The organism is Rothia sp. 27098_8_29 (assembly GCF_041432785.1).
GTDB classification, from domain to species: Bacteria; Actinomycetota; Actinomycetes; order Actinomycetales; family Micrococcaceae; genus Rothia; species Rothia mucilaginosa.
Genome location: NZ_JAPWAI010000001.1, coordinates 964,540 through 986,202, shown reverse-complemented (window position 1 = coordinate 986,202; position 21,663 = coordinate 964,540). Strand labels below are relative to the sequence as shown.

12 protein-coding genes and 1 riboswitch are annotated in these 21,663 nt (G+C 61.0%); of the genes, 7 read left to right on the top strand and 5 right to left on the bottom strand.

Annotation, left to right across the window (positions count from 1 at the left end; all coding sequences use genetic code 11):
• Positions 1-144 precede the first annotated feature (144 nt).
• From uvrB to O3649_RS03820, 3 genes are all read left to right on the top strand, one after another.
• The gene (gene uvrB, locus O3649_RS03830) at positions 145-2,313 is read left to right on the top strand and encodes an excinuclease ABC subunit UvrB (RefSeq protein ID WP_049354746.1); all 2,169 of its coding nucleotides are present in this window, start codon (positions 145-147) and stop codon (positions 2,311-2,313) included.
• A gap of 165 nt (positions 2,314-2,478) precedes the next feature.
• Entirely contained in the window at positions 2,479-3,258 is a 780-nt protein-coding gene (locus tag O3649_RS03825; protein ID WP_246822943.1) for an ornithinee aminotransferase, read from the top strand.
• Between the two features lie 434 nt (positions 3,259-3,692).
• Entirely contained in the window at positions 3,693-4,895 is a 1,203-nt protein-coding gene (locus O3649_RS03820) for a TerC family protein (protein WP_049346459.1), read from the top strand.
• 105 nt (positions 4,896-5,000) lie between these two features.
• Here the strand turns inward: O3649_RS03820 and O3649_RS03815 are convergent, their stop codons facing one another.
• Entirely contained in the window at positions 5,001-6,452 is a 1,452-nt protein-coding gene (locus tag O3649_RS03815) for an alpha/beta fold hydrolase (protein ID WP_049346461.1), read from the bottom strand.
• 81 nt (positions 6,453-6,533) lie between these two features.
• Entirely contained in the window at positions 6,534-9,134 is a 2,601-nt protein-coding gene (locus tag O3649_RS03810; protein ID WP_070688816.1) for an RNA helicase, read from the bottom strand.
• Positions 9,135-9,578: 444 nt separating this feature from the next.
• On the opposite strand from O3649_RS03810, the gene O3649_RS03805 reads away from it, so the two are divergent.
• The 3 genes from O3649_RS03805 to O3649_RS03795 all read left to right on the top strand — a co-directional run bounded on the left by O3649_RS03805 (position 9,579) and on the right by O3649_RS03795 (position 15,412).
• Entirely contained in the window at positions 9,579-11,474 is a 1,896-nt protein-coding gene (locus O3649_RS03805; RefSeq protein ID WP_371572845.1) for an ABC transporter transmembrane domain-containing protein, read from the top strand.
• A gap of 1 nt (position 11,475) precedes the next feature.
• Entirely contained in the window at positions 11,476-13,224 is a 1,749-nt protein-coding gene (locus tag O3649_RS03800; RefSeq protein ID WP_070629638.1) for an ABC transporter ATP-binding protein, read from the top strand.
• 210 nt (positions 13,225-13,434) lie between these two features.
• Positions 13,435-13,645, top strand: a riboswitch (TPP riboswitch).
• Positions 13,637-15,412 (top strand): bifunctional hydroxymethylpyrimidine kinase/phosphomethylpyrimidine kinase, encoded by a 1,776-nt coding sequence (locus tag O3649_RS03795; RefSeq protein WP_371572843.1) that lies wholly within the window; start codon positions 13,637-13,639, stop codon positions 15,410-15,412. It overlaps the preceding riboswitch by 9 nt.
• Before the next feature lie 513 nt (positions 15,413-15,925).
• On the opposite strand, the gene O3649_RS03790 is transcribed toward O3649_RS03795, so the two are convergent.
• From O3649_RS03790 to O3649_RS03780, 3 genes are all read right to left on the bottom strand, one after another.
• Positions 15,926-16,699 carry a slipin family protein gene (locus O3649_RS03790; protein WP_005506196.1) on the bottom strand — a complete coding sequence of 258 codons (774 nt, stop codon included), beginning with the start codon at positions 16,697-16,699 and terminating at the stop codon, positions 15,926-15,928.
• Positions 16,700-16,986: 287 nt separating this feature from the next.
• Positions 16,987-17,829: a transposase gene (locus O3649_RS03785; RefSeq protein WP_070629640.1), complete on the bottom strand. Its 843-nt coding sequence runs from the start codon at positions 17,827-17,829 to the stop codon at positions 16,987-16,989.
• Between the two features lie 2 nt (positions 17,830-17,831).
• Complete coding sequence (locus O3649_RS03780; protein ID WP_005509139.1) at positions 17,832-20,249, bottom strand: nitric-oxide reductase large subunit; 2,418 nt, start codon at positions 20,247-20,249, stop codon at positions 17,832-17,834.
• A gap of 594 nt (positions 20,250-20,843) precedes the next feature.
• Between O3649_RS03780 and O3649_RS03775 the strand changes: the two genes are divergently transcribed.
• Positions 20,844-21,524, top strand: coding sequence for a 1-acyl-sn-glycerol-3-phosphate acyltransferase (locus O3649_RS03775; protein ID WP_049359481.1), 681 nt, complete (start codon positions 20,844-20,846; stop codon positions 21,522-21,524).
• Positions 21,525-21,663: the final 139 nt, after the last annotated feature.

Sequence of the window (21,663 nt, the reverse complement as noted above, 5' to 3'; positions counted from 1 at the left end):
CCTTTCTTTTATGAACTTGGGCACTTTCATGGTGATGGCTTGTTACCTGTCGTGTCTGGACTATTGCGCGTCATCGTATTGCGCCAGCAGAAAAGGGCGACCAATCCTGAGGCGCATTGGGCGGCTTTCCCCTAGGATGGATACATGAGTTACGCACCCGAAATTAACCGCATCGTCGCCCCCTTTGAAGTGGTCAGCCCCTTCCAGCCTGCCGGTGATCAGCCGAAGGCTATCGCCGAGCTCACCGAGCGTGTGCAGAACGGTGAGAAAGACATTGTGCTGATGGGCGCTACCGGTACCGGTAAGTCCGCGACCGCAGCCTGGCTGATTGAGGCGGTGCAGCGTCCGACTCTGGTGCTCGTGCAGAATAAGACTCTGGCGGCGCAGCTGGCGAATGAGCTGCGCGAGCTGCTGCCGAATAATGCGGTGGAGTATTTCGTCTCGTACTACGACTACTACCAGCCTGAGGCGTACGTGCCGCAGACCGATACGTTTATTGAGAAGGACTCCTCCATCAATGAGGAGGTGGAGCGTCTGCGCCACTCGGCGACGAACTCCCTGCTGACTCGCCGCGACGTGGTGGTGGTTTCGACCGTGTCCTGCATTTATGGTCTGGGCACGCCCGAGGAGTACATTAAGCAGATGGTGACTTTGCGTCGCGGTGAGGAGATTGACCGCGACGAGCTGCTGCGCCAGTTCGTGGCGATGCAGTACGCGCGTAACGACATGGACTTTCACCGCGGCACGTTCCGTGTGCGCGGCGATACCGTCGAAATCATCCCCATGTACGAGGAGAACGCGATCCGCATCGAGTTCTTCGGTGATGAGATTGAGGCGATTTACACCCTGCACCCGCTGACCGGCGAGGTAATTCGCGAGGAAGAAGAAATGTATGTCTTCCCCGCAAGCCACTACGTTGCCGGCCCGGAGCGCATGGCGAAGGCTATTACCTCCATTGAGGATGAGCTGCGCGAGCGCCTGCAGACCCTCGAATCCCAGGGCAAGTTGCTGGAGGCGCAGCGTCTGCGCATGCGCACCACCTATGATCTGGAAATGATGGAGCAGATGGGCTTCTGCAATGGCATTGAGAACTACTCGCGCCATATTGACGGTCGTGCCGCAGGCAGTGCCCCGAACTGTCTGCTGGATTATTTCCCGGATGATTTCCTGCTGATTATTGACGAGTCGCACGTGACGGTCCCGCAGATTGGTGCCATGTACGAGGGTGATATGTCCCGTAAACGCACCCTGGTAGAGCACGGTTTCCGTCTGCCCTCGGCGATGGATAACCGCCCGCTGAAGTGGGAGGAGTTCCTGGAGCGTATCGGTCAGACGATTTACCTTTCGGCGACCCCCGGTAAGTATGAGCTGTCGCAGGCTGATGGTTATGTGGAGCAGATTATTCGCCCGACCGGTCTGATTGACCCGGAGATTGTGGTCAAGCCGACCAAGGGTCAGATTGATGATTTGCTCGAGGAGATTCGCGTGCGCGTTGAGCGTGATGAGCGTGTGCTGGTCACGACCCTCACCAAGCGCATGGCGGAGGATTTGACCGAGTACCTGCTGCAGCATGGCGTGAAGGTGCAGTATCTGCACTCTGACGTTGACACGTTGCGCCGTGTGGAGCTTCTGCGTGAGCTGCGCCTGGGTACCTTTGATGTGCTGGTTGGTATTAACCTGCTGCGTGAGGGCCTGGATCTGCCCGAGGTGTCCCTGGTTGCGATTCTGGATGCCGATAAGGAAGGCTTCCTGCGTTCGACCACTTCGCTGATTCAGACCATTGGTCGTGCGGCGCGTAATGTGTCCGGTCAGGTGCACATGTACGCCGATAAGATTACGGATTCTATGCGCGTGGCGATTGATGAGACGAACCGCCGCCGCGAGATTCAGCAGGCGTACAACCGTGAGCACGGCATTGACCCGCAGCCTCTGCGGAAGAAGATTGCCGATATTACGGATGTTCTCGCCCGCGAGGAAGAGGACACCCGCGAGCTTCTGCAGCAGCGTAAGAGCGGTAAGAAGGGCGCCCGCACGGTGAGCGCGGGTGCGAAGACCGGTTCTGCGACCTCGTCGAAGATTGCCACGAGCACCCCGGAGTCGGAGGAGCTTCTCGCCCGTGCGGAGGCGCGCGTTCGTGCGGACGGCCTGGCGGCGGCACCCGCTGAGGACCTGCTGGATTTGATTGAGCAGATGAACGAGCAGATGCGTGTGGCGGCGGAGAACCTGCAGTTTGAGTTGGCGGCGCGTCTGCGTGATGAGCTTGCCGATTTGAAGAAGGAGCTGCGCCTGATGAAGGAGGCGGGTCACGCCTAAGCCCGGTGTTCTAAGCCCGGCGTTTAGGGGCCGACGTGGGTTTTTCGCCATGAGGTAACTCATTGTTCATGAAGTTCTACTGAGTGCAGATACATGCTGTACACTATCAAGGTGTTTTACGTGTCAAATAACACCTTGATGCTTCCGAACGATAAAGAAAAATCTGTGACTATTTCGAATAACTCTTCAGACGCACACACCATGGGAGCTCGTTCCGTTACCCGCCGCAACCTCACCCGCGGTGCGCTCTGGGCTCTGCCCGCTATTGCCGCCTCCACGGCGGTACCCGCATTCGCTGCCTCGGCTGATGATTGCAAGACGGTACACGGCCCGGACTTCACCCAGGTCGGCGGCTGGATGATTACCAACCCTGCCAGTGGCGCCCTGCAGTCGCGCACCAAGAACAAGCCCGTGACTGCGCCGGAGACCGGTCAGGCGTGGTGGTCCATGGAGAATGCAACCTCCCCGAATCCCGCAACGATTCGCCTCATGTCCGTGTACGAGGCGACTCACGGCCCCGAGGGCGACCTCAACCTGAACTGCGGTGAGTTCGTGATGACCTACAACGTCTCCGCCCTGGAGGCGACGACCGGCACCACGCACCTGCACCCGTCCATGGACATTTACCTTTTCTCGCCCGAGGGTGAAATCATTGACCGTCAGGTCTTCACGACTGACCCGACCGGCAAGGCAACCGTCATGACCCGCAACGGCAAGACTCAGACCGTTCAGGGTCAGGTCATTCCCTTCGCGTCGAGCGTGAATGATAAGGCGACCGGCATCTCCGCGCGTTTTGCGTTGCGTGGCAATACGCTCATGGAAGGCATGTACCAGTTCGAGGTGGTTATTACCGTCCCGACGATTCGTGAGAACGGCACGCTTGATACGAACAAGCAGGTCAACGCGATTGCTTTCACCCCGCCGACCTTCAACATGGTCTCCTAATTGAATGAAAAGTAGCCCTCCCCGTAATAGTTCACGGGGAGGGCTACTTTGATGTGGGCTTGCTGCGCGGTGTTGATCTGTGCGGTGCCGATCTACACCGTGCCGCTCTACATGTTGTCAAACTCATAGCGTCGCCAGCTAGACCCCCAACTAGACAGCGCGTATTCATCACCCAGAACACCGCATCCGACGGGATAACCCCGCCGGATGCGGCGTTTCGGTGCACCTAGCTCCTGAAAGTCCTCCCGGAGGGGCTCCTGTGCGAAAACCTCAACCTGCTGTATAATCGTTCACCGAGCAAGGGAGTATCCCACCAATCGACTCATCGTCAGCACGTTAGCCGAAGGCGCCTAACCGGTGAATCGAGCCGACCTCCATTTAGGCCGGCGGGAGAGACTTGTGGTCCTGTACGCACACCACAAGAAAGGCTCCCCATGGAAGTTACCGGGTTGCAATGGTTGGTTACTATTCTCATCATCGCGGGTCTGTTGGCCTTCGACTTCGTGTTCCACGTTCGTAAGGCGCACGAACCTTCCGTCAAGGAAGCGGCCATCTGGTCGAGTATTTACATCGGCATCGCGCTGCTGTTCGGTCTGTATATTTTCGTGACGAACGGCCCCTCCGCCGCCACCGAATTCTATGCAGGCTACATCACCGAAGAAGCTCTCTCGGTCGATAACCTCTTCGTCTTCATGATTATTATGGGCACCTTCCGTGTCGCCCGTGAGAATCAGCAGAAGGTCCTGCTCTTCGGCATCGTCTTCGCGATCCTGGCGCGCGGCACCTTCATCTTCGCCGGCGCAGCGATCATCAACTCCTTCGCCTGGGTGTTCTACATCTTCGGCCTGGTCCTGCTCATGACCGCAGGTAACCTGCTCAAGGACGAAATCACCGAAGGCGACGGCGACGACGAAGCAGACAACATCATGGTCCGCCTCGCCAAGAAGTACCTGAAGACCAGCGACCACTTCGACGGCGACAAGCTCTTCACCATCGAAAATGGCAAGCGCGTCATGACCCCCATGATGCTCGTCATGGTCGCTATCGCCGGTTCCGACCTGCTCTTCGCACTCGACTCGATCCCCGCGATCTTCGGCCTCACCCAGTCCGTCTACATTGTGTTCACCGCGACCGCGTTCTCCCTCATGGGTCTGCGCCAGCTGTACTTCCTCATTGACGGCCTGCTGGACCGCCTCGTCTACCTCTCCTACGGCCTGGCGACCATCCTCGCGTTCATTGGCGTGAAGCTCATCCTGCACGCAATGCACGAGAACAACCTGCCGTTCATCAACCACGGCGAGCCCGTGCACGTGGTCGAAATCAGCACCGAAATGTCGCTGATGGTCATCGTGGGCGTTCTGATCATTACCGTGCTTGCCTCGCTGCTCAGCCCCAAGGGCCGCGCGCTGCAGACCATTCAGCGTGTTCAGGCGCTCTCCGAGAAGTACCTGGCACTGCCCGAGGATGCACCTGCCGCCGAGCGTGCGGACATCACCGCCCGCTGGCAGAAGGAAACCGAGAAGCTCAACGCCATTCCCGCCAAGCTGCGTGACGAGCTGATCGAGAAGGAAGACGAATACCATGCCCTCGTGATGCGTGCCCGCACCGCACAGGATGCGCACTCTTCCTCCAAGTAGTTACTGAGCGTGCAGCCTCACCAGGCTGGCGCTAACACTAAAGCCCCTCACACCGGATCAACCGGAGTGAGGGGCTTTAGCTATATCAGAGATATTTCAGAAGAATTACTGGTTGTGAACCTCAGCCAGCATGTTCTTCAGGTGACCCAGAATGGTCAGCGAGTCAGAACCGAAACCGTCGTGGTGGTGGGTCTTCGAGGTCCACACCTGAGTGTTGCCGACCCAGCGAGCGGTCTCCATGGAGTGCTCAAAGTCCACGTACACGTCCGGGTTGTACGCCGCAGCCACCACGGGAACCTCGTTCTTGTGCAGCTGTGCGTGGTCGTACAGGCGGCCCCAGTCCTTCTTCTCAGCCAGCAGGTTCGCAACCTCAGCCAGCGGACGTAGCGAGGGATCCTCCTCGTAGTACCAGGGGAAGATGTGCTCGCCGGTGAAGAGTAGACGGTCCGCATCCGGTGCGAACTCGGGGCGGGAAGCCGCCACACGAGCAGCAGACCAGTTGGTCGGCGCGGGGGAGGGGGACAGCTCGTAGCCGGGGATGCCGGGCAGAACGCCGTCAGCGGGGCCGTCAGCGTAAATGGTCTCGTGCATCAGGGCGTACAGCGGGTTCGCCTGGAAGGTCACCTCGGCACCCATGGCGGTCAGGAACTGATCGGAGAGGTGGTCGTTACCCTCAGCGAAAGCGGTCTCCAGGAAGTAGTGCAGGCCGCGCTCGCGCCAGCGGCCACCCAGGAAGTGACCAGCCATCTGGAAGCGGTGATCGGTCAGACGCTCACCGGTGGGCAGGTACTCCTTGTGGGTGCGCAGGTGCTCAGCAATGCGGGTAGCGAGCTCAGCGTCCTCGGGGAACCAGCTGTAGTACTCCTCAACACGTTCCTTCATGCGGTCGAAGGTGTGCTGGTAGACGTTGTCCACGGAGGTACGAATCGGCGCCAGGCCCGCGGTGATGCGCGAATCGCGCAGGGACTGCGGAGCGAAGGACAGGTACGAGAGGGTCAGGAAGCCACCGAAGGACTGACCAATGGTGGACCAGCGCTTGTCGGCACGGTCAGCCAGCAGCACCTCGCGGACAGCCTCCGCGTCAGCGATGATGGAGTCCGCACGGAACAGCTCAGTGTACTCAGCCTGAACCTGCGGGTCACCCACAGCGGTGATGTTGCGGGCAGACAGCGGGGAAGACATGCCGGTACCGCGCTGATCCAGAAGAACCACGCGGTGAGTCTTCGCCAGCTCAGCAATCCAGCCGCCAATGGAGCCGGTCTTCGGCGAACCGAAACCGGGGCCGCCCTGCAGGTACACAATGTAAGGACGCTTATCAGCCGAAACGGTCAGAGTCTCGTTGGTGCTCACAACCTCGCGGGCGAACACGGTGATGGTCTGGTCCGCGAAACGGGAGGAGAGAGCGGCATCCTTGCCCTTGGAGAAAATCAGACCGTGGGTCAGGGGAACCTGGAACCAGTGGTCGGTAATCTCGTAGCCGTCGTGCTTGACGACCGAACCCTTACGGTACTCAACCTTGGGAAGCGAAGAAACGGTCAACGGTGAACCTTCTTTCATTCAAATAGATAGATACTCTGTATTCTAGCCCACTACGGGCAACATCTGGGCAGAGCCTCGGGCGGAGTCTCAATTGGAGCCTTAGAACTCGCCCACGCTCAGAATCTTCAGCACCGGGTAGCCCGCCTCATCGGAGGCCGCCAAATCAACCTCGGCACGAATACCGAAGTCAAAGTTATCTTCGGGGTCGGCGAAGCTCTGCTGAACCTTCCACACGCCCGGGTGAGCGGCGGTGTCCTCATCCATGCTGACCAGGCGAGGCGAGCGCGCGTCGGCGTCCGTGTAGATGTCGTCGTAGGTGTCGAAGTAGTCGTCCATGGCGTCCGCCCAGCGGTCGGCATCCCAGCCGCACCACTCGTCCAGGGCGCCCAGGGCGCGGTCACGCTCGTCAGCGAAGAGCTCCACACGGCGGAAGAGGGCGTTGCGCACCATCACGCGGAAAGCGCGCAGGTTCTTCGTCACGGCGGGAGGCTCTTCCTCCTCGATGGAGGCGTGCTCGGCCGCAATGGTTGCGGTGTCTTCGCCGGCAGCCAGCTTCTCCCATTCGTCCACCAGGGAGGAGTCGGTCTGGCGTACCAGCTCGCCGAGCCACTCGATGATGTCGTCGAGCTCGTCAGTCACGGCAGAATCGGGGATGGTGTGTCGCAGTGCCTTGTACGCGTCAGAGAGGTAGCGCAGAAGCACGCCCTCGGCGCGTTCCAGCGAGTAGTACTGCACGAAGTCGTTGAAGCCCATCGCGCGTTCGTACATGTCACGCACAATCGACTTGGGGCGCGGCTCAAAACGTGCAACCCACGGGGCAGACTGCTTGTAGGTCGTGTACGCCTGATCAATGAGCTCAGCCAGGGGCTGCGGGTAGGTGACCTTGTCCAGCTCGTTCATGCGTTCGGTGTAGTCCACACCGTCCGCCTTCAACTGCGCCGAGAGCTCGTTCTTCGCCTTGCGCTCCTGCGCGTACAGCACCTGGTTCGGCGAATCCAGGGTCGCCTCGATGAGGGAGAGCGCATCCAGGGCGTAGCTGGGGGATTCGGGGTCCAGCAGCTCCAGCGCGGCGACCGCGAAGGCAGACAGCGGCTGGTTGAGGGCAAAGTTATCCTGCAGGTCCTCGGTCAGGCGCAGGTAGGAGCCGTGCTCGTCCGGGGTGTTGGTTCGCTCAATCACGCCGCCGGTCAGTAGCTCCTTGTAGATGCCGATTGCCTTGCGCAGTAGCTCGCGGCGGCGCGCGGGGCTCTCGTGGTTCTCCTGAATGATGCGGTACGCGGCAATGACCGGGTTCTCCGGGCGGTGCATCAGGTTCAGCAGCATCGAATGGGTGATGTCGAAGGAGGAGGTCAGCGGCTCCGGGGCGGCTTCTACCAGCTGGTCGAAGGTCTTCTTAGACCAGCCAACGAAGCCCTCCGGCGCCTTCTTACGCTTGGAGGACAGCGACTGGTTAATGCGCTTGGTGTCGTCACCGAACTTCGCCTGAGCTTTAGCCAGCAGGCGAGCGTTCTCAATATCGTGCTCGGGTGCCTGAACCACCACGGTGCCGGCGGTATCAAAACCGGCGCGGCCGGCGCGTCCAGCAATCTGGTGGAACTCGCGGGCACGCAGACGGCGGCTGCGGGCACCATCAAACTTCGACAGCGCCGTAATCAGCACGGTACGAATCGGCACGTTAATACCCACACCCAGGGTGTCGGTACCGCAAATCACCTTGAGCAGACCCTCCTGAGCCAGCTGCTCCACGAGGCGGCGGTACTTGGGCAGCATGCCCGCGTGGTGAATACCGATGCCGGCACGCACCAGCTTATTCAGCGCCTTACCGAAGCCCGGACCGAAACGGAACTTCGCAATCAGCTCTGCAATGCGTTCCTTATCTTCCTTCGAGGCAATAGCCACCGACAGCAGCGCATTCGCCTGCTCCAGTGCCGCCTTCTGCGAGAAGTGCACAATGTAGACCGGAGTCTGCTTGGTCTGCACGAGCTCCTGCACGGTTTCCTGAACCGGGGTGGTGGAGTAGTAGAAATGCAGCGGAATGGGACGCTCAGAATGCGCCACCAGGTCACTCTCACGACCGGTCAGCGCCGTCATCTCCTCCTGGAAGCGAGTCGTATCGCCCAGGGTCGCGCTCATCAGCAGGAACTGCGCCTGCGGAAGCTCCAGCAGGGGAAGCTGCCACGCCCAGCCGCGCTGCGGGTCGGAGTAGAAATGGAACTCGTCCATAATGACCTGGCACAGGTCCGCATCCTTACCCTCGCGCAGGGCAATATTGGCGAGAATTTCCGCGGTGCAGCAGATAATGGGCGCCTCCGTATTAATGGCGGAGTCGCCGGTAATCATGCCCACGTTCTCGGCACCAAAAATATTGATCAGGTCAAAGAACTTCTCAGACACCAGCGCCTTAATGGGGGCGGTGTAGTAGGAGCGCTGACCGGTCGCCAGGCCCGTAAAATGCGCGGCAACAGCCACAGTGGACTTACCGGAACCGGTCGGAGTTGCCAGCACCACGTTATGTCCGGCGGCAATGCTCAGAACGGCCTCGTCCTGGGCGGGGTACAGGGTCATGCCGCGGGTCGAAATCCACTCGGTGAACGCCTCATAGATTTCTTCGGCGGTGAGGGGGTTGCCCTTAAAATCGCGTCGATTGTAGTCGCCGGGGTTCTCGCCCAGCCCGGGAGAAAGAAAATTCAAAATACTCATGAGGATTCCAGTCTATCGGGAATAGCGCGGGCGCGGGGGCGTTATCGTTACGAGGGAACAAACGGGTACTCGCGGAGTGTTTGCGGGGTGTTCGCTGCATCTTTGCAGGGAGTTCGCGGTTCCTTCGCGGGGCGTTTATAGGGTGTTCGGGAGGCGCGGTGCCGCGCTAACGCGGGAATTCCCCAAATTCGTGTAGTGTAGAACAAAGCACTAAAAGTGCAGTGGTGCAAAAACCTGGTGCTCAGAAGGTCGAAAACGTAGGCCTCCATGCCGCATAGATTACCGCGTAGATGCAGAATCCGCCGATTGATGTCGGTGCATGTTGAGCGGCTGATACAAACTCCAAAATACGTTGCATAAATGACGACACGCCCATCTATGGTGCAAATAGTGTTGCGTGCCACATTGATAAAGGAATAGGGTAAGAGAAAGGAGAGACGTTGAATGACTGAATACAACGCTGACAAGGCACAAGAAAACGCCGCGCGTGAAGAAGCTACGCATGAAGAATCCATGCATAACAAAACCACGCAGGAAAAAGCCGCTCAGAAGAAAACTGCGCAGAAAAAAGCTGCACAGGAAGTAACCGGTAGCGAACAGCGCAAGGCCGAAGAGGAAGCCCTCAAAAAGCGCCTCGCCCTGCGAGTCACCGCACCCGGATACAAATACCCCTGGCACCGCTGGGCAATCCCCGTCGTGGGTGAAACCACCGCGGGTACCGGTGCGATTCTTATCCCCGTCATGGTGGGTCAATTCATCAACCAGCACATCGCCGGCAAAGCCCCCGACGCCTGGCCCATGTTCTGGGTAGTCGTCGCAGCCATCACCTTCATCGTGATCAACGAGTTCTTCGGTTGGGGCACCTCCATGACCCTCAGCGCGGAACTTAGCCGCGACTGGCGCATCTACATCAACCGGCTCATGGGGCGCACCCGCGCTGGCGTAGACTCCGGCGAAGCGGTCACCGTCATGAACAAAGACGTACGCCGCATTACGGACGTCTACTTCTCGTTGCCGCTATTCGTCAACGCCATGATCATCGCGACCCTCGGTGCCGTGCAGCTTTGGCTGATCAACCCCGTCACAGCGATTGTCACCCTCATCGGCACGATTATCGTGGTCGGCGTTATCGCCTGGTACTCGACCTTCCTCGAATCCAAGATCGGCGAATACCGCGAAAAGGACGGCGAAGCCTCCTCACGCGCCTCCGACATCGCCACCGGTCTGCGCACCATCGCCGGTCTCGGCGCCGAAGAGCAGATGCGTGAACGCTACCACCGCGGCACCGACGAAGTCTTCGACAGCTACATGCGCTACGAAAAGACGCACCGCTGGATGTACCTCATCCGCGCGCTGCTCGGCGGCGCCGTGACCCTGCTCGGCATCGGCTTCGCCCTCACCGGCCACGTCGAAAACGGCCGCTGGGTATCCGACACCCCCGCCGCGTCCCTGGTGACCGTCGCCTCCATTATCGCGATGATGGGCGGCCCCATCTGGATTACCCAGAACTTCCTCACCGCATGGCGATACGCCAAGATTGCGCTCGCCAAGGTCGCCCGCCTCGAAGGTCACGCGGGCGTACGCCAGGGCGTGCTGAAGAGCCCGCGCACCGACGAAGAAATGGCGCAGCTGGCACGCGCCGAACAGGCAGTCGAGGCGAGCACCCTCGAGGTGCCCGTACCCGTCGCCCCCGCCGGTGCAAGCAACCCGCGCATCGTGTACGTCAACCCGCGCGACTACAACCTCACCGCGCAAGACTACGCCGAGGCGCTTGCCCGCACCCTGCGACGCGGGGGAGAGGACCTCAAGGACGCAACCGGTCGCCGCGTGCTGCTGAGCGAACCCAACCCCATGATTTTCGCGGGAACCCTGCAGGAGCACCTGCGCTTGGGCACCGTGCCGAACCCCGACGAGGAGCTGGCACAGGCAAAGGATGAGGAACTGCTGAAGATTACCGACTCCCGCGAAATCGCCTACCGACTGGGCGGACGCAACCCCGAAGACTACTTCGCCGCCCGCATCACCAGCGAAGGCGCGAACCTCTCCGGTGGTCAGCGTCAGCGTCTGGCGCTCGCCCGCGCACTCGCACAGGACGCGCAGGTGCTCATCCTGACCGAGCCGCTGAACTCCGTGGACGAACCCAGCCAGCGCTACATCTACGATGCGATGGAAACCCAGATCGGTAGCGACCGCCTGCCCGTCGGCTACCCCGGCCTGCTACAGGATTTGGAGCAGGTCTACGTTGTCTCCACAACCGCGGAGACGACCCGCCGCATGGAACGCGACGGCTACCCGGAAACCACTCAGTCTGAAACCACTCAGAATCAGGAGGTGAACTAGCATGGCAAAGCAGCTCCCCATCGAAACCCCCGCCTACGTGGCACGCCGCATGTGGAACTACCTCGCGGCGCATAAGGGGCGAGCCCTCTACACCTTCGTCATCTACATGGTCAGTACCCTCATGGGTGCGGTGGTGCCCCTGCAGATTGGTGCCACCGTGGACGACGTGGTGGCGGGCAAGTTCTCCAGCTACCCGTGGCAGCCGATTCTGATTATCCTGGCGGCGTTCATCGTGCAGGCAATAACCCTCATGGTCTCCTCGTACAGCGCGGCGCGACTGGGTGCGCTCGTCACCCGTGACGCCAACCAGGACACCCTCGACGGCACCCTCGACCTGGACGCACGCACCGTGGAAGAAGCCGGCAGCGGCGACCTGCTCACCCGCGTGACCGACGACCTGTCCTCGGCAGCCAAGTCCGTCAGTGAGGACCTGCTCGGCGCGATTTACGTGCTGCTGTACTTCCTGATCTCCACCATCTCGCTAGCGGTTGTGAGCCCGGCTATGGGCCTGATTATGCTACCCATGATTGCCGGTCTTGCCCTCATCATGTCGAAGATGCTGCCGCTCATGGCGGCACGCAACCAGACCACCCAGGAGCGCGTGAGCGACCTCAACAGCGTGCTGACCGAGAACATTCGCGGCACCTCCACGATCCGTGAGCTGGGCGTTCACACCGCCCGCGAAGACGCCTTCGCCGGTGAGAACAAGCGCCAGTTCGCCGCGCAGCTGGGCATGGTGCGCATCCGCCAGCTGTACTTCACCGTGGACGCTATCAACGCCTGGATCCCCACGATTCTGTGTATGCTCTGGGGTGCCGCCTGCGTGGCTCTCGGCTGGGCAAGCTGGGGCGCCGTGGCGACCGCCTCGGTCATGGTTTTCAGCCTGCGAGTCCTCGCCGACATGCTGAACCACCACGTCAGCAGCCTGCGCATCATGCTGGTGAACATGGGTCGTGTGTTCGGTGTGGTCTCCCTGGCGAAGAAGCAGCGTGAGGCGCGTGCACAGCACCGTGCCGAAGCGTTCGCCGCCGTATCTGATGAAGCCGTGAAGAACCCGGAGTACGCCATTGACTGCACCGACGTCTCCTACGGCTACTCGCCGGACGCCCTCGTTCTGGAAGGTATCAACCTGAAGATTCGCCGCGGTGAGGCACTTGCCCTGGTGGGTCGTTCCGGTTCGGGTAAGACCACCCTGGCTCGTCTGATTGGTGGTTCGCTGACCGCCCTGGAAGGCACCATCACCGTGATGGGCCGCCCGGTCGGTCACGGCGACTTCCCGACCGATGCCGCCGCCGATGGCCGCCCGCGCCTGCTGGTCTGCACCCAGGAAGCGCACGTCTTCTTCGGTACTCTCGCCGATAACTTTACGGTGGTCGTGCCGGATGCAACCGTCGAGCAGATGGGCGAGGCACTGGACGCTATCGGTGCCCGCTGGTGGCGCGACCTGCCGCAGGGCATGGATACTGTCGTGAGCGGCGCGGATTCGCCGCTGACCCGCGACCAGATTCAGCAGCTGGCGCTGGCACGTATTGTGCTTGCTGACCCGCACGCCGTGATTCTGGACGAGTCCACCACTCAGCTGGAGCTCGCGGACGCAACCGAGTCCCTGAGCGCCGTGCTGGCGAACCGTGCGGTGCTGATCATTTCGCACGATGCGCGTATCGCCTCGCTGGCTGACCGCGCGGTCCTGCTGCACGAGGGTAGGATCATTGCGGAGGGTTCACCGGCAGAGATTTTCGCCCTGACCTAAACCCGGCTGATAGTGCCCGGCTGATAGTGCCCGGTACCGTGTGAAGCGGTGCCGGGCACTACGTGTTTAACGGGTGGTTTCCGTACAAGGGTGCACTGAAATCGGCGGCGGGAGCACTCGCAAGAGTGCAAGACTCAAACGAAAATTTCGGAGAGATTCACTTGTTACCCGCAGAACTTTTAGCTACGGAGAATCATTGTGATAACCTGGCAGAGCGATATGGGGTGCCTTGAGACGCCCGCGACCCGCTAACCCGCCCAACTGACCGCCCAACTGACCGCCCAACGAAGGGCTACGGCACAGCGAAGAGCTACAGCACAGCGGGCGCACGAAACGGCGTAATAACACTCAAGGCTGAGAGAATCACCCATTGAACCTGCTCTAGTTCGAACTAGCGAAGGGATTATCGATCATGGCAGAGCAGCCTACCGCGCCCTCGTGCGCACCCACCTCCAACCCCTCGACCCTCTCCAACCCTGCACCCGGCGCGAGCGCCTCCGGAGCATCCGGGGCACCCCAGACAGCTCAGGCACCGCAGACAGCTCGGGTGCCGAGGGTTCTCTCCATTGCTGGAACCGACCCCTCCGGCGGTGCAGGCATCCAGGCGGACCTCAAGTCCATTGCCGCATCCGGCGGTTACGGCATGTGCGTGACCACCTCATTGGTCGCCCAAAACACGTGCGGGGTTCGTGAAGTATTCACCCCGCCCCTGGAATTTTTGACCGCGCAGCTTGCCGCCGTTTTTGATGACGTCACGGTTGACGCCGTGAAAATCGGCATGCTCGGGGACGCAGACACGATCCGTACCGTCCGCACCTGGCTGAGCGAGCACCCCGTGCCCGTGGTCGTGCTTGACCCGGTCATGATTGCTTCTAGCGGTGACCGTCTGTTGCAGGCGGAAGCGGAGCAGGCGCTGCGCGATCTCGTGCCGCTCGTGAATGTGATTACCCCGAACATTCCGGAGCTTGCCGTGCTCTGTGAGAAGGAGCCCGCCCAGACTTTCGATGAGGCACACGAGCAGGCGGCAAACCTTGCGGCGGCGACCGGAACCACCGTGATTGTGAAGGGCGGCCACCTGTGCGGTCAGGACGCCGGTAACACCGCGGTCTTCCCGGACGGCACCTGCGCCCACGTGCGCACCCCGCGCCTGGAGAGCCGCAATACGCACGGCACCGGATGCTCCCTGTCCTCCTCGCTGGCAACCCGCCTGGGCGTGGAACTGCTCCAGCACACTGAAGCCGCAGAACACGCCGCAGGCCAGCAGGGCGTTCTGACCAGCGAAGACACCCACCGCGCCCTGCAGTGGAGCACCCGCTGGCTCCACGAATCCATCGCCGCAGGTGCCGGTCTGCAGGTCGGCTCCGGTGAGGGCCACGGCCCGGTGGACCACACCGCCCGTGCCCGCCGTCTGGAGGCTGCCGCCTCCGCGTACCCGTGGCATCACCTGCTCGCCACCACCGACTCTGAGGGCAATACTCTGGACGGCACCAGCCCGGAGCGTCTGCTGCCGGTCAGCCCCGTGCCCGCCGGTGAAGCCGTCGTAAAGCCCGCCGGTCCCTGGACCGCCGCCCTCTGGGCAGCCGGTGGCGAAACCTGGCACCAGATCCTGGACCTGCCCTTCGTGCGTGCCCTCGGTGAAGGCACCCTCGACGAGGACCTGTTCGCCTTCTACCTGGACCAGGACGCCCTCTACCTGCGTGATTATTCGCGTGCGCTCGCGACTCTCTCGGCGCGTGCTGACATCGCTGAGGCGCAGGTGCACTGGGCCGCCGGTGCGCATGAGGCGATTGCCGCCGAATCGCAGCTGCACGAGGGCTGGCTGGCGAACCGTGCGCGTCTGGGTGGACCCTCACCGATTACGATGGGGTACACGAATTTCCTGCGTGCCTCCGCCGCCGGTGATGACTACGTGGTCGGTGCCGCGGCGATCCTGCCCTGCTACTGGCTGTACGAAGAGGTGGGCGCTGTGCTCTCCTCGCAGAATCACGCGGACCACCCGTACGCGGAGTGGTTGAGCATGTACGGTGGCGAAGAGTTCGCCGCGGATGTGGCGCGTAGCCTCGCGGAGGTGGAGCGTGCGTTTGAGGCGGCTTCACCGGCTCAGCGTGTGCGCGCGGCGCGGGCGTACCTGTCGGCGTGCGTGTACGAGCGTGAGTTCTTTGACCAGGCGCACCGAGCATTGCGTTAGTTTGCCGGGCGCTGCGCTAGATGGCTGGTGCTGCGCTAGCTGACGGGCGCTGCGTGAGCTGATGGGCATTGCGTGAGGGGTTGCACCGCAGCCAGCCCGCAGGTGCTTTAGATGCCGATTTTTGGGCTGAATACCGCGCCGGCATGGCGTGAGATGGGTGATTGATGCTTCACTCAAGCTACCGCCGGTTCGGGGGTTGTGCCGGTTATGCTTAAGGCGTCGGTGAAAACCGTTTGCGGTAGGATTCCGGCCCTCACCCAACTGGCTGATGTACCTGCCGCGCCCGCACCTCTACGGCGTGTAACCGACCAGTTTGGCCCGTCGCAACCACCTCATCCAACCCCCGCGGCGGGCCAAACGCCTTCCTTCTAGCTTTCGCGAAGAATGTTCGGCATAGAAATATCCCGTGCAGATGAGAGTATCTGCACGGGATATTTCTATATATCTAACCGCTGCGGATCAGCCGCGGCGGTTAGTACTTCAGGCTAGTCCATCAGGGAAGGGGAGAAGCGCCTACTTGCTTTCACCCTTGAGCGCACCCACGAGCGGACCAATGACGTCCATGGGCAGCGGGAAGACCACGGTCGAGTTCTGGTCGGCACCCAGCTCCAGCAGGGTCTGCAGGTAACGCAGCTGCAGGGAAGCGGGGGACTGGCTCAGAATGTCGGATGCTTCCTTCAGCTCGCTGGAGGCCTCCAGCTCACCGCGTGCCGAAATGATCTTTGCGCGGCGCTCACGCTCAGCCTCAGCCTCGCGAGCCATGGCGCGCTGCATAGCCTCGGGAATCTCAACGTCCTTGATTTCAACGAGCTCCACCTGAATACCCCACGGCTCGGTGCGCGAACCGATGATGGAACGCAGGTCCTCGTTCAGGTCCTCGCGGTGTGCGAGCAGGGTGTCCAGGTCAACGCGGCCGAGCAGGGAACGCAGGGTGGTCTGCGCGATCTGGCTGGTGGCAATCGGGTAGTTCTCAACCTCAAGCACCGCGTTCTTGGCGTTGGTCACGCGGAAGAGGACCACGGCGTTCACGCGGGCGGGAACGTTGTCCTTGGTGATGACTTCCTGCGGGGGAATGGTCAGGGTGATAACACGCATATCAACGCGCTGCAGGGAGTCGACGAGGGGGAAGACGACGTTCAGGCCGGGCTTCAGCTCCGAACGCAGGTGACCGAAGCGGAAAGAGATGCCACGCTCGTATTCGGGGATGACGCGGAACATACGAATCAGAATAAAAAGAACAATGACGGCAACTGGGATGAGGATAGTTGCCAAAGTGACGGGATCCATGGTTTTCCTTCACAAATATTGGGGGAGGACGGTATGTGTGCCCACCTGCCCGCGCCTCGTACGGTGCAGGTAGTAGGGGGTGCCCGGTAACCGGGCTGCGTGTGGGGGAGTTTAGGGAGGGGAATTTTCCGTCCCGGCGTACATCGCGGCGGTCGGTGCTTTAGCGGCACCCCGCATGGAAAACTCAAAAGAGGAATAAAAGAGAATTCCATGCAGGGTGGCCGCCGAAGCTAACAGACGGAACCAATCGACCGGTCAGCCGCCGGAACGGAAAAACTTGTGCAGCGCTACTTCTTCGCCATCTGCTCTGCCAGCTTTTCAGCAGCCTCAACCTCAGCCAGGTTCTGCTCCTGCAGGACCTCGTTCGTGGTCTTGTGCAGTCGCTTAACCGAGGTGCCGGTGCCGCTCCATGCGGGGCGGTCCGGGTCGAGGGCAGAGGTACGAACCGGCAGGGTTGCCTCCGCAATCATCTGCTTGCGGGTCTGCTCGGTACGGCGCTTACGCTCATTCGACACGCCACCCCACTTCGCCGCGAAACGGTCCATCTTCACGTTCACCGATTCATCAGCGGTGGATGCGTGAATATGCTTCGGATCGTTCTCGAAGTTCGCGGGGGAACGCATGAGCTTCACAGCCAGCGGGTAGGTCAGCGACAGGCAGACCACCGCGGCGGCACCCTCCACCAGAAGCTCCAGCGGGGAGTGCCAGACGATGGCGGCACCAATCAGGATGACCACACCCAGCAGCGACACGGCAACCGCGAGCCCGCGGTGGAAACGACCCGACTCGGAGTAGGGCCATTCATCCACTTCGCGGGTGAGCTCGCGGCCGTTCGCCGAGACGGTGCAGCTGTCCTTAATCGGGCAGGTGTTGCACACGCTGGGCTTGGCGCGGTAACGCATCACTCGGTTGTCCGAGTCGAATGCGGTCGCCCACAGCCACTGGTCTTCGGGGCAGAGCCACGCGTCGCTCTCTTCGTGGTAGGTGAACCCGAAGGTTCGCGCCGCCACCATGCGCTGGCTGGTGCGCTTGGCGAGAATATCGAAGCCCCAACCCACGGCGACCAGGCCGAGCGCGTACACGCAGGCCAGCCACACGAGGAAAGAAACTCCAGCAATCTGCTCAGGCATGGTTAGCCTCGACGATCGCTACGGTAGGGGCTGGTCTGCTCGGGCAGCTCCTCGGCAGCCTTAGCGCCGGCGAACTCTGCGATGCGAGCGTCCTCAACCACCTCGTACAGCGGCGGTTCGGGCAGCTCCAGGACGGTTTCCTTAGCGTTCTTGGAGAAGATCTCCTTGATACCCAGCAGCGCCAGCTTAATCAGCGGGATAATGCCGACCAGGAAGATCACGTCACCGGGCATACGCATCCAACCCATCACAGCGGAAGCACCGTCGTGAATGAACGCGAAGGAACGAGCCTCGTAGTACCCTTCACCCACGGACTTGTACAGCTGAGCAATACCCAGCGGCAGCAGCGAGATGAAGGACATCCACAGCAGACCAATGTTCAGGGTCCAGAAGGAGAACTTCAGACCCTTCTCAGGCCACTTGTCCTCAGGGATCAGGTAGCGCAGACCAAACACCGCGAACGCGATTGCGAGCATACCGTACACACCCATCATGGATGCGTGTGCGTGGTTTGCGGTCAGCGCGGTACCAATCTCGAAGTAGGACACGATCGGCAGGTTAATCAGGAAGCCGAACACACCTGCGCCGAGGAAGTTCCAGAAGCCCACAGCAATCAGGAACATAACAGCCCAACGGTGCGGGAAAGGCTTGGTGCGGTTGGAGTACTGGCGAGCACCCAGCTGCATGAAGCCCCACGCCTCAACGGTCAGGAAGGTCAGCGGGATAACCTCAGCAGCCGAGAAGAACGCACCGAATGCCATCTGCTCGGAGGGGGTACCGACGAAGTAGGTGTGGTGCAGAGTACCGATCACACCACCGGCGGAGTAGAGCACGGCGTCCATCATGATGATGGAGATCGCGATGCGCTCGCGGACCACGCCGAGCAGCACGAAGATGTACGCCACCATGACGGTGGTGAACAGTTCGAGGAAGTCCTCCACCCAGAGGTGAACCACCCAGAATCGCCAGAATTCGGCGACGGTCACGTGAGTACGCTGACCTGCGAGCAGGCCGACCGCGTAGAACATGGGGATGGCGAGGCCGGAGAAGAGGAACAGCCACGGCAGGGAGGTCTTCTTCGAGCCCTTCAGGCGAGCGGAGAGGGTACGCCAGACGATGACAATCCAGATGAACATACCCGCGGTGAGCAGGATCTGGAAGAATCGCGGCAGGTCCAGGAACTCCCACTGCTGCGAGAAGAAGCCGGTGAATTCCTTGGGGATGAGGCCCTTCTGGGAGAACCATTCGTTCAGCAGCGAGCCGAGAACCACGAAGACCACGGCGCCGATGAGAACGTAGGTGAGCAGACCCTGCTTCTTGGGTTCGCGGCGGGTAATCAGCGGGGCGATGAAGATACCGCCCGCCAGGAACGCGCCTGCGGTCCAGAAGAGGGAGAGCTGAAGGTGCCAGGTTCGGGATACCGTGTAGGGCAGCAACTGGCCCATGTCGATACCGAAGAATCCGGTGAGTTCTTCACGGTAGTGCTCGGTGAGCGCACCCACCAGAGCCTGCAGCAGGAACAGCACCAGGATCGTTGCGAAGAGCAGGCAGGCTGCCTTCTGCGAGGGGGTCAGGCGAACTTCGTCGGGCTGACGGAAGTCGAGGACGGGTGCCTCTTCCGCGTGCCAGCCGATAGCGCGGGACCAGCGGCCGTAGATAGCGAACATCAGACCGGTACCACCGATGAGGGCAATCAGGGAGAGTGCCGACCAGACCATCAGATCCGCGGTGGGCTTGTTGTCCACGTTGGGTTCGGAAGGCCAGTTGTTGGTGTAGGAGTAGGGCTGGTCGGGGCGGTCTGCCGCCGATGCCCATGCGGTCCAGCCGAAGAATGCGACGATGTCGTGCAGTTCTTCGTCGTTCTTAATGGCGTTGGGGAACAGGCCCTGCGAGGTGTCACCCTTCATCAGGGTTTCGCGGTAGTGCTTGAGCATGAGCTGGTAGCCCTTGGTCTCACCAGCGGACCAGGTGATGGTCTTAGTCTGCTCGTCGTACTTGTTCTCCTTGCGCCACTCGTTCTTTACGAGTTCGCGGGGGTCCTGCTTGCCCTGTTCACGGTACTCCTTGACGGCAGCATCGGTGGTCAGGCGCAGGTATTCTGCAGTGTAGTCGGGGCCGAGGTAGGCACCGTGACCCAGAACGGATCCGTACTGCTGCAGGCCGCGTCCCTGGAACAGTTCCTGACCGTGCAGGATCTGTTCTTGGGTTGCGATAGTTTTGCCGTCGTTGCCGACGATTTTGTCGGGGAGCGGCATGGAGAGTGCGTAGGTGCGCATTGCAAGGACTGCCATGATGGTGAAGCCCAGGAGCATCACAAACGCAACAGCCTGTACCCAGCCTTTTCCGGCATAGGCACCGACCGTGTCTGAGCGGCGGGCAATCTTTGCTGCCTGCGCACGCGAGACGGGTTTTGTAGCCATAGTGTATGTCTCCAGTGTGCGTGGAATTTGTAGGTGGAGTGGTCCCGACGCACATCCGCTGGAGGGGCGGCTCACTATGTTCAGGGTGAATCGTCCTTGAGGGAGGTGCGACAGCCCACCCTGCTCTCATTTTTGCATATTAAATGCGCATTTACGAAACTTTGCTGACGTAGCGTCATAATGTGACACGGCTATTTGGTGGGGAAATCAGTAATAATCAGGCGGAAAACCTGAAATATTACGTTGAGGTTGAACCCTTAGCTTCCGTGCCACTTCCCCGCCTGTAACGGGGGAGGATGCGCCGGGCTGGAAGCCGCGCAGACTCCCTCAATTGGGGCTCTCACAGGAACCTGGGCGGGAGGCGCATCCCAGCATGTGGAAGGGGAGCGCGGCACCCCTCACGTGCCTACACTCGGGTGTGGAATAATAAAACCCGACGCTACTAAACACAGTACAAATTTTTTGCGGCACAGGTTACCGCAGTACAGATTTTGTGCTCTTTGGCGGCGTATATTCAGAAGGGGCCACTCACCCCGCATCCACGGCGGACCGCCGCCACAGCCCGCAATCTATCGGCACCTCAGGAGAGTTCACGTGCTTCTCTACAAATCCACCCAGAAAGCAGTCACCGGAATCCTGCGCACCGTCTTCCGTGCCCGCGTGACCGGACTCGAAAACTTCCCCGCTACCGGCCCGGTGATTGTCGCCTCCAACCACCTGTCCTTCTTGGACTCCATCATTATTTCTGCCATGATGCCGCGCCGCGTGGCGTTCCTCGCCAAGGCTGAGTACGTGAACACCCCCGGCCCGCGCGGCAAGATGATGAAGGCATTCTTCGAAGCCGTGGATATCATTCCCGTGAACCGCTCCGACCGTTCCGAATCGCTCAAGGCACTCGACATTGCCCTGGAGAAGCTGCAGGAGGGTAAGGTCTTCGGCATTTACCCCGAGGGCACCCGCTCCCGCGACGGCTACCTGTACCGCGGCAAGATTGGTGTGGCGTGGCTGGCGCACATGACTGGCGCGCCCGTGGTTCCGGTCGGTCTGATTGGTACCGACCGTCTGCAGAAGCCCGGCTCAAACATGATTTACCCGCGCCGCTTCACGATTCGTGTGGGCAAGCCGCTCTACTTTGAGAAGACCGGCGAGAAGATGACCGGCAAGCAGCGCCGCGTCACCACCGACACAATCATGAATGAGATTGCTCAGCTGTCCGGTCAGGCACGAAAGCACGAGTACAACGTTTCGCCCTCAGCCGCACGTGACGCAGGCTAGGGCACTCGCCGCCTATACCGCGTAGACTTAAACCGCGCATTCACGCACCGACCCCCGCGCTTTGGGGGAGATGGGTGTAGGATGCGCGGTTTGTCGTATGCGCGAGCCTGGGATGACCCCGGTAGCCCAGCAGCGGCCC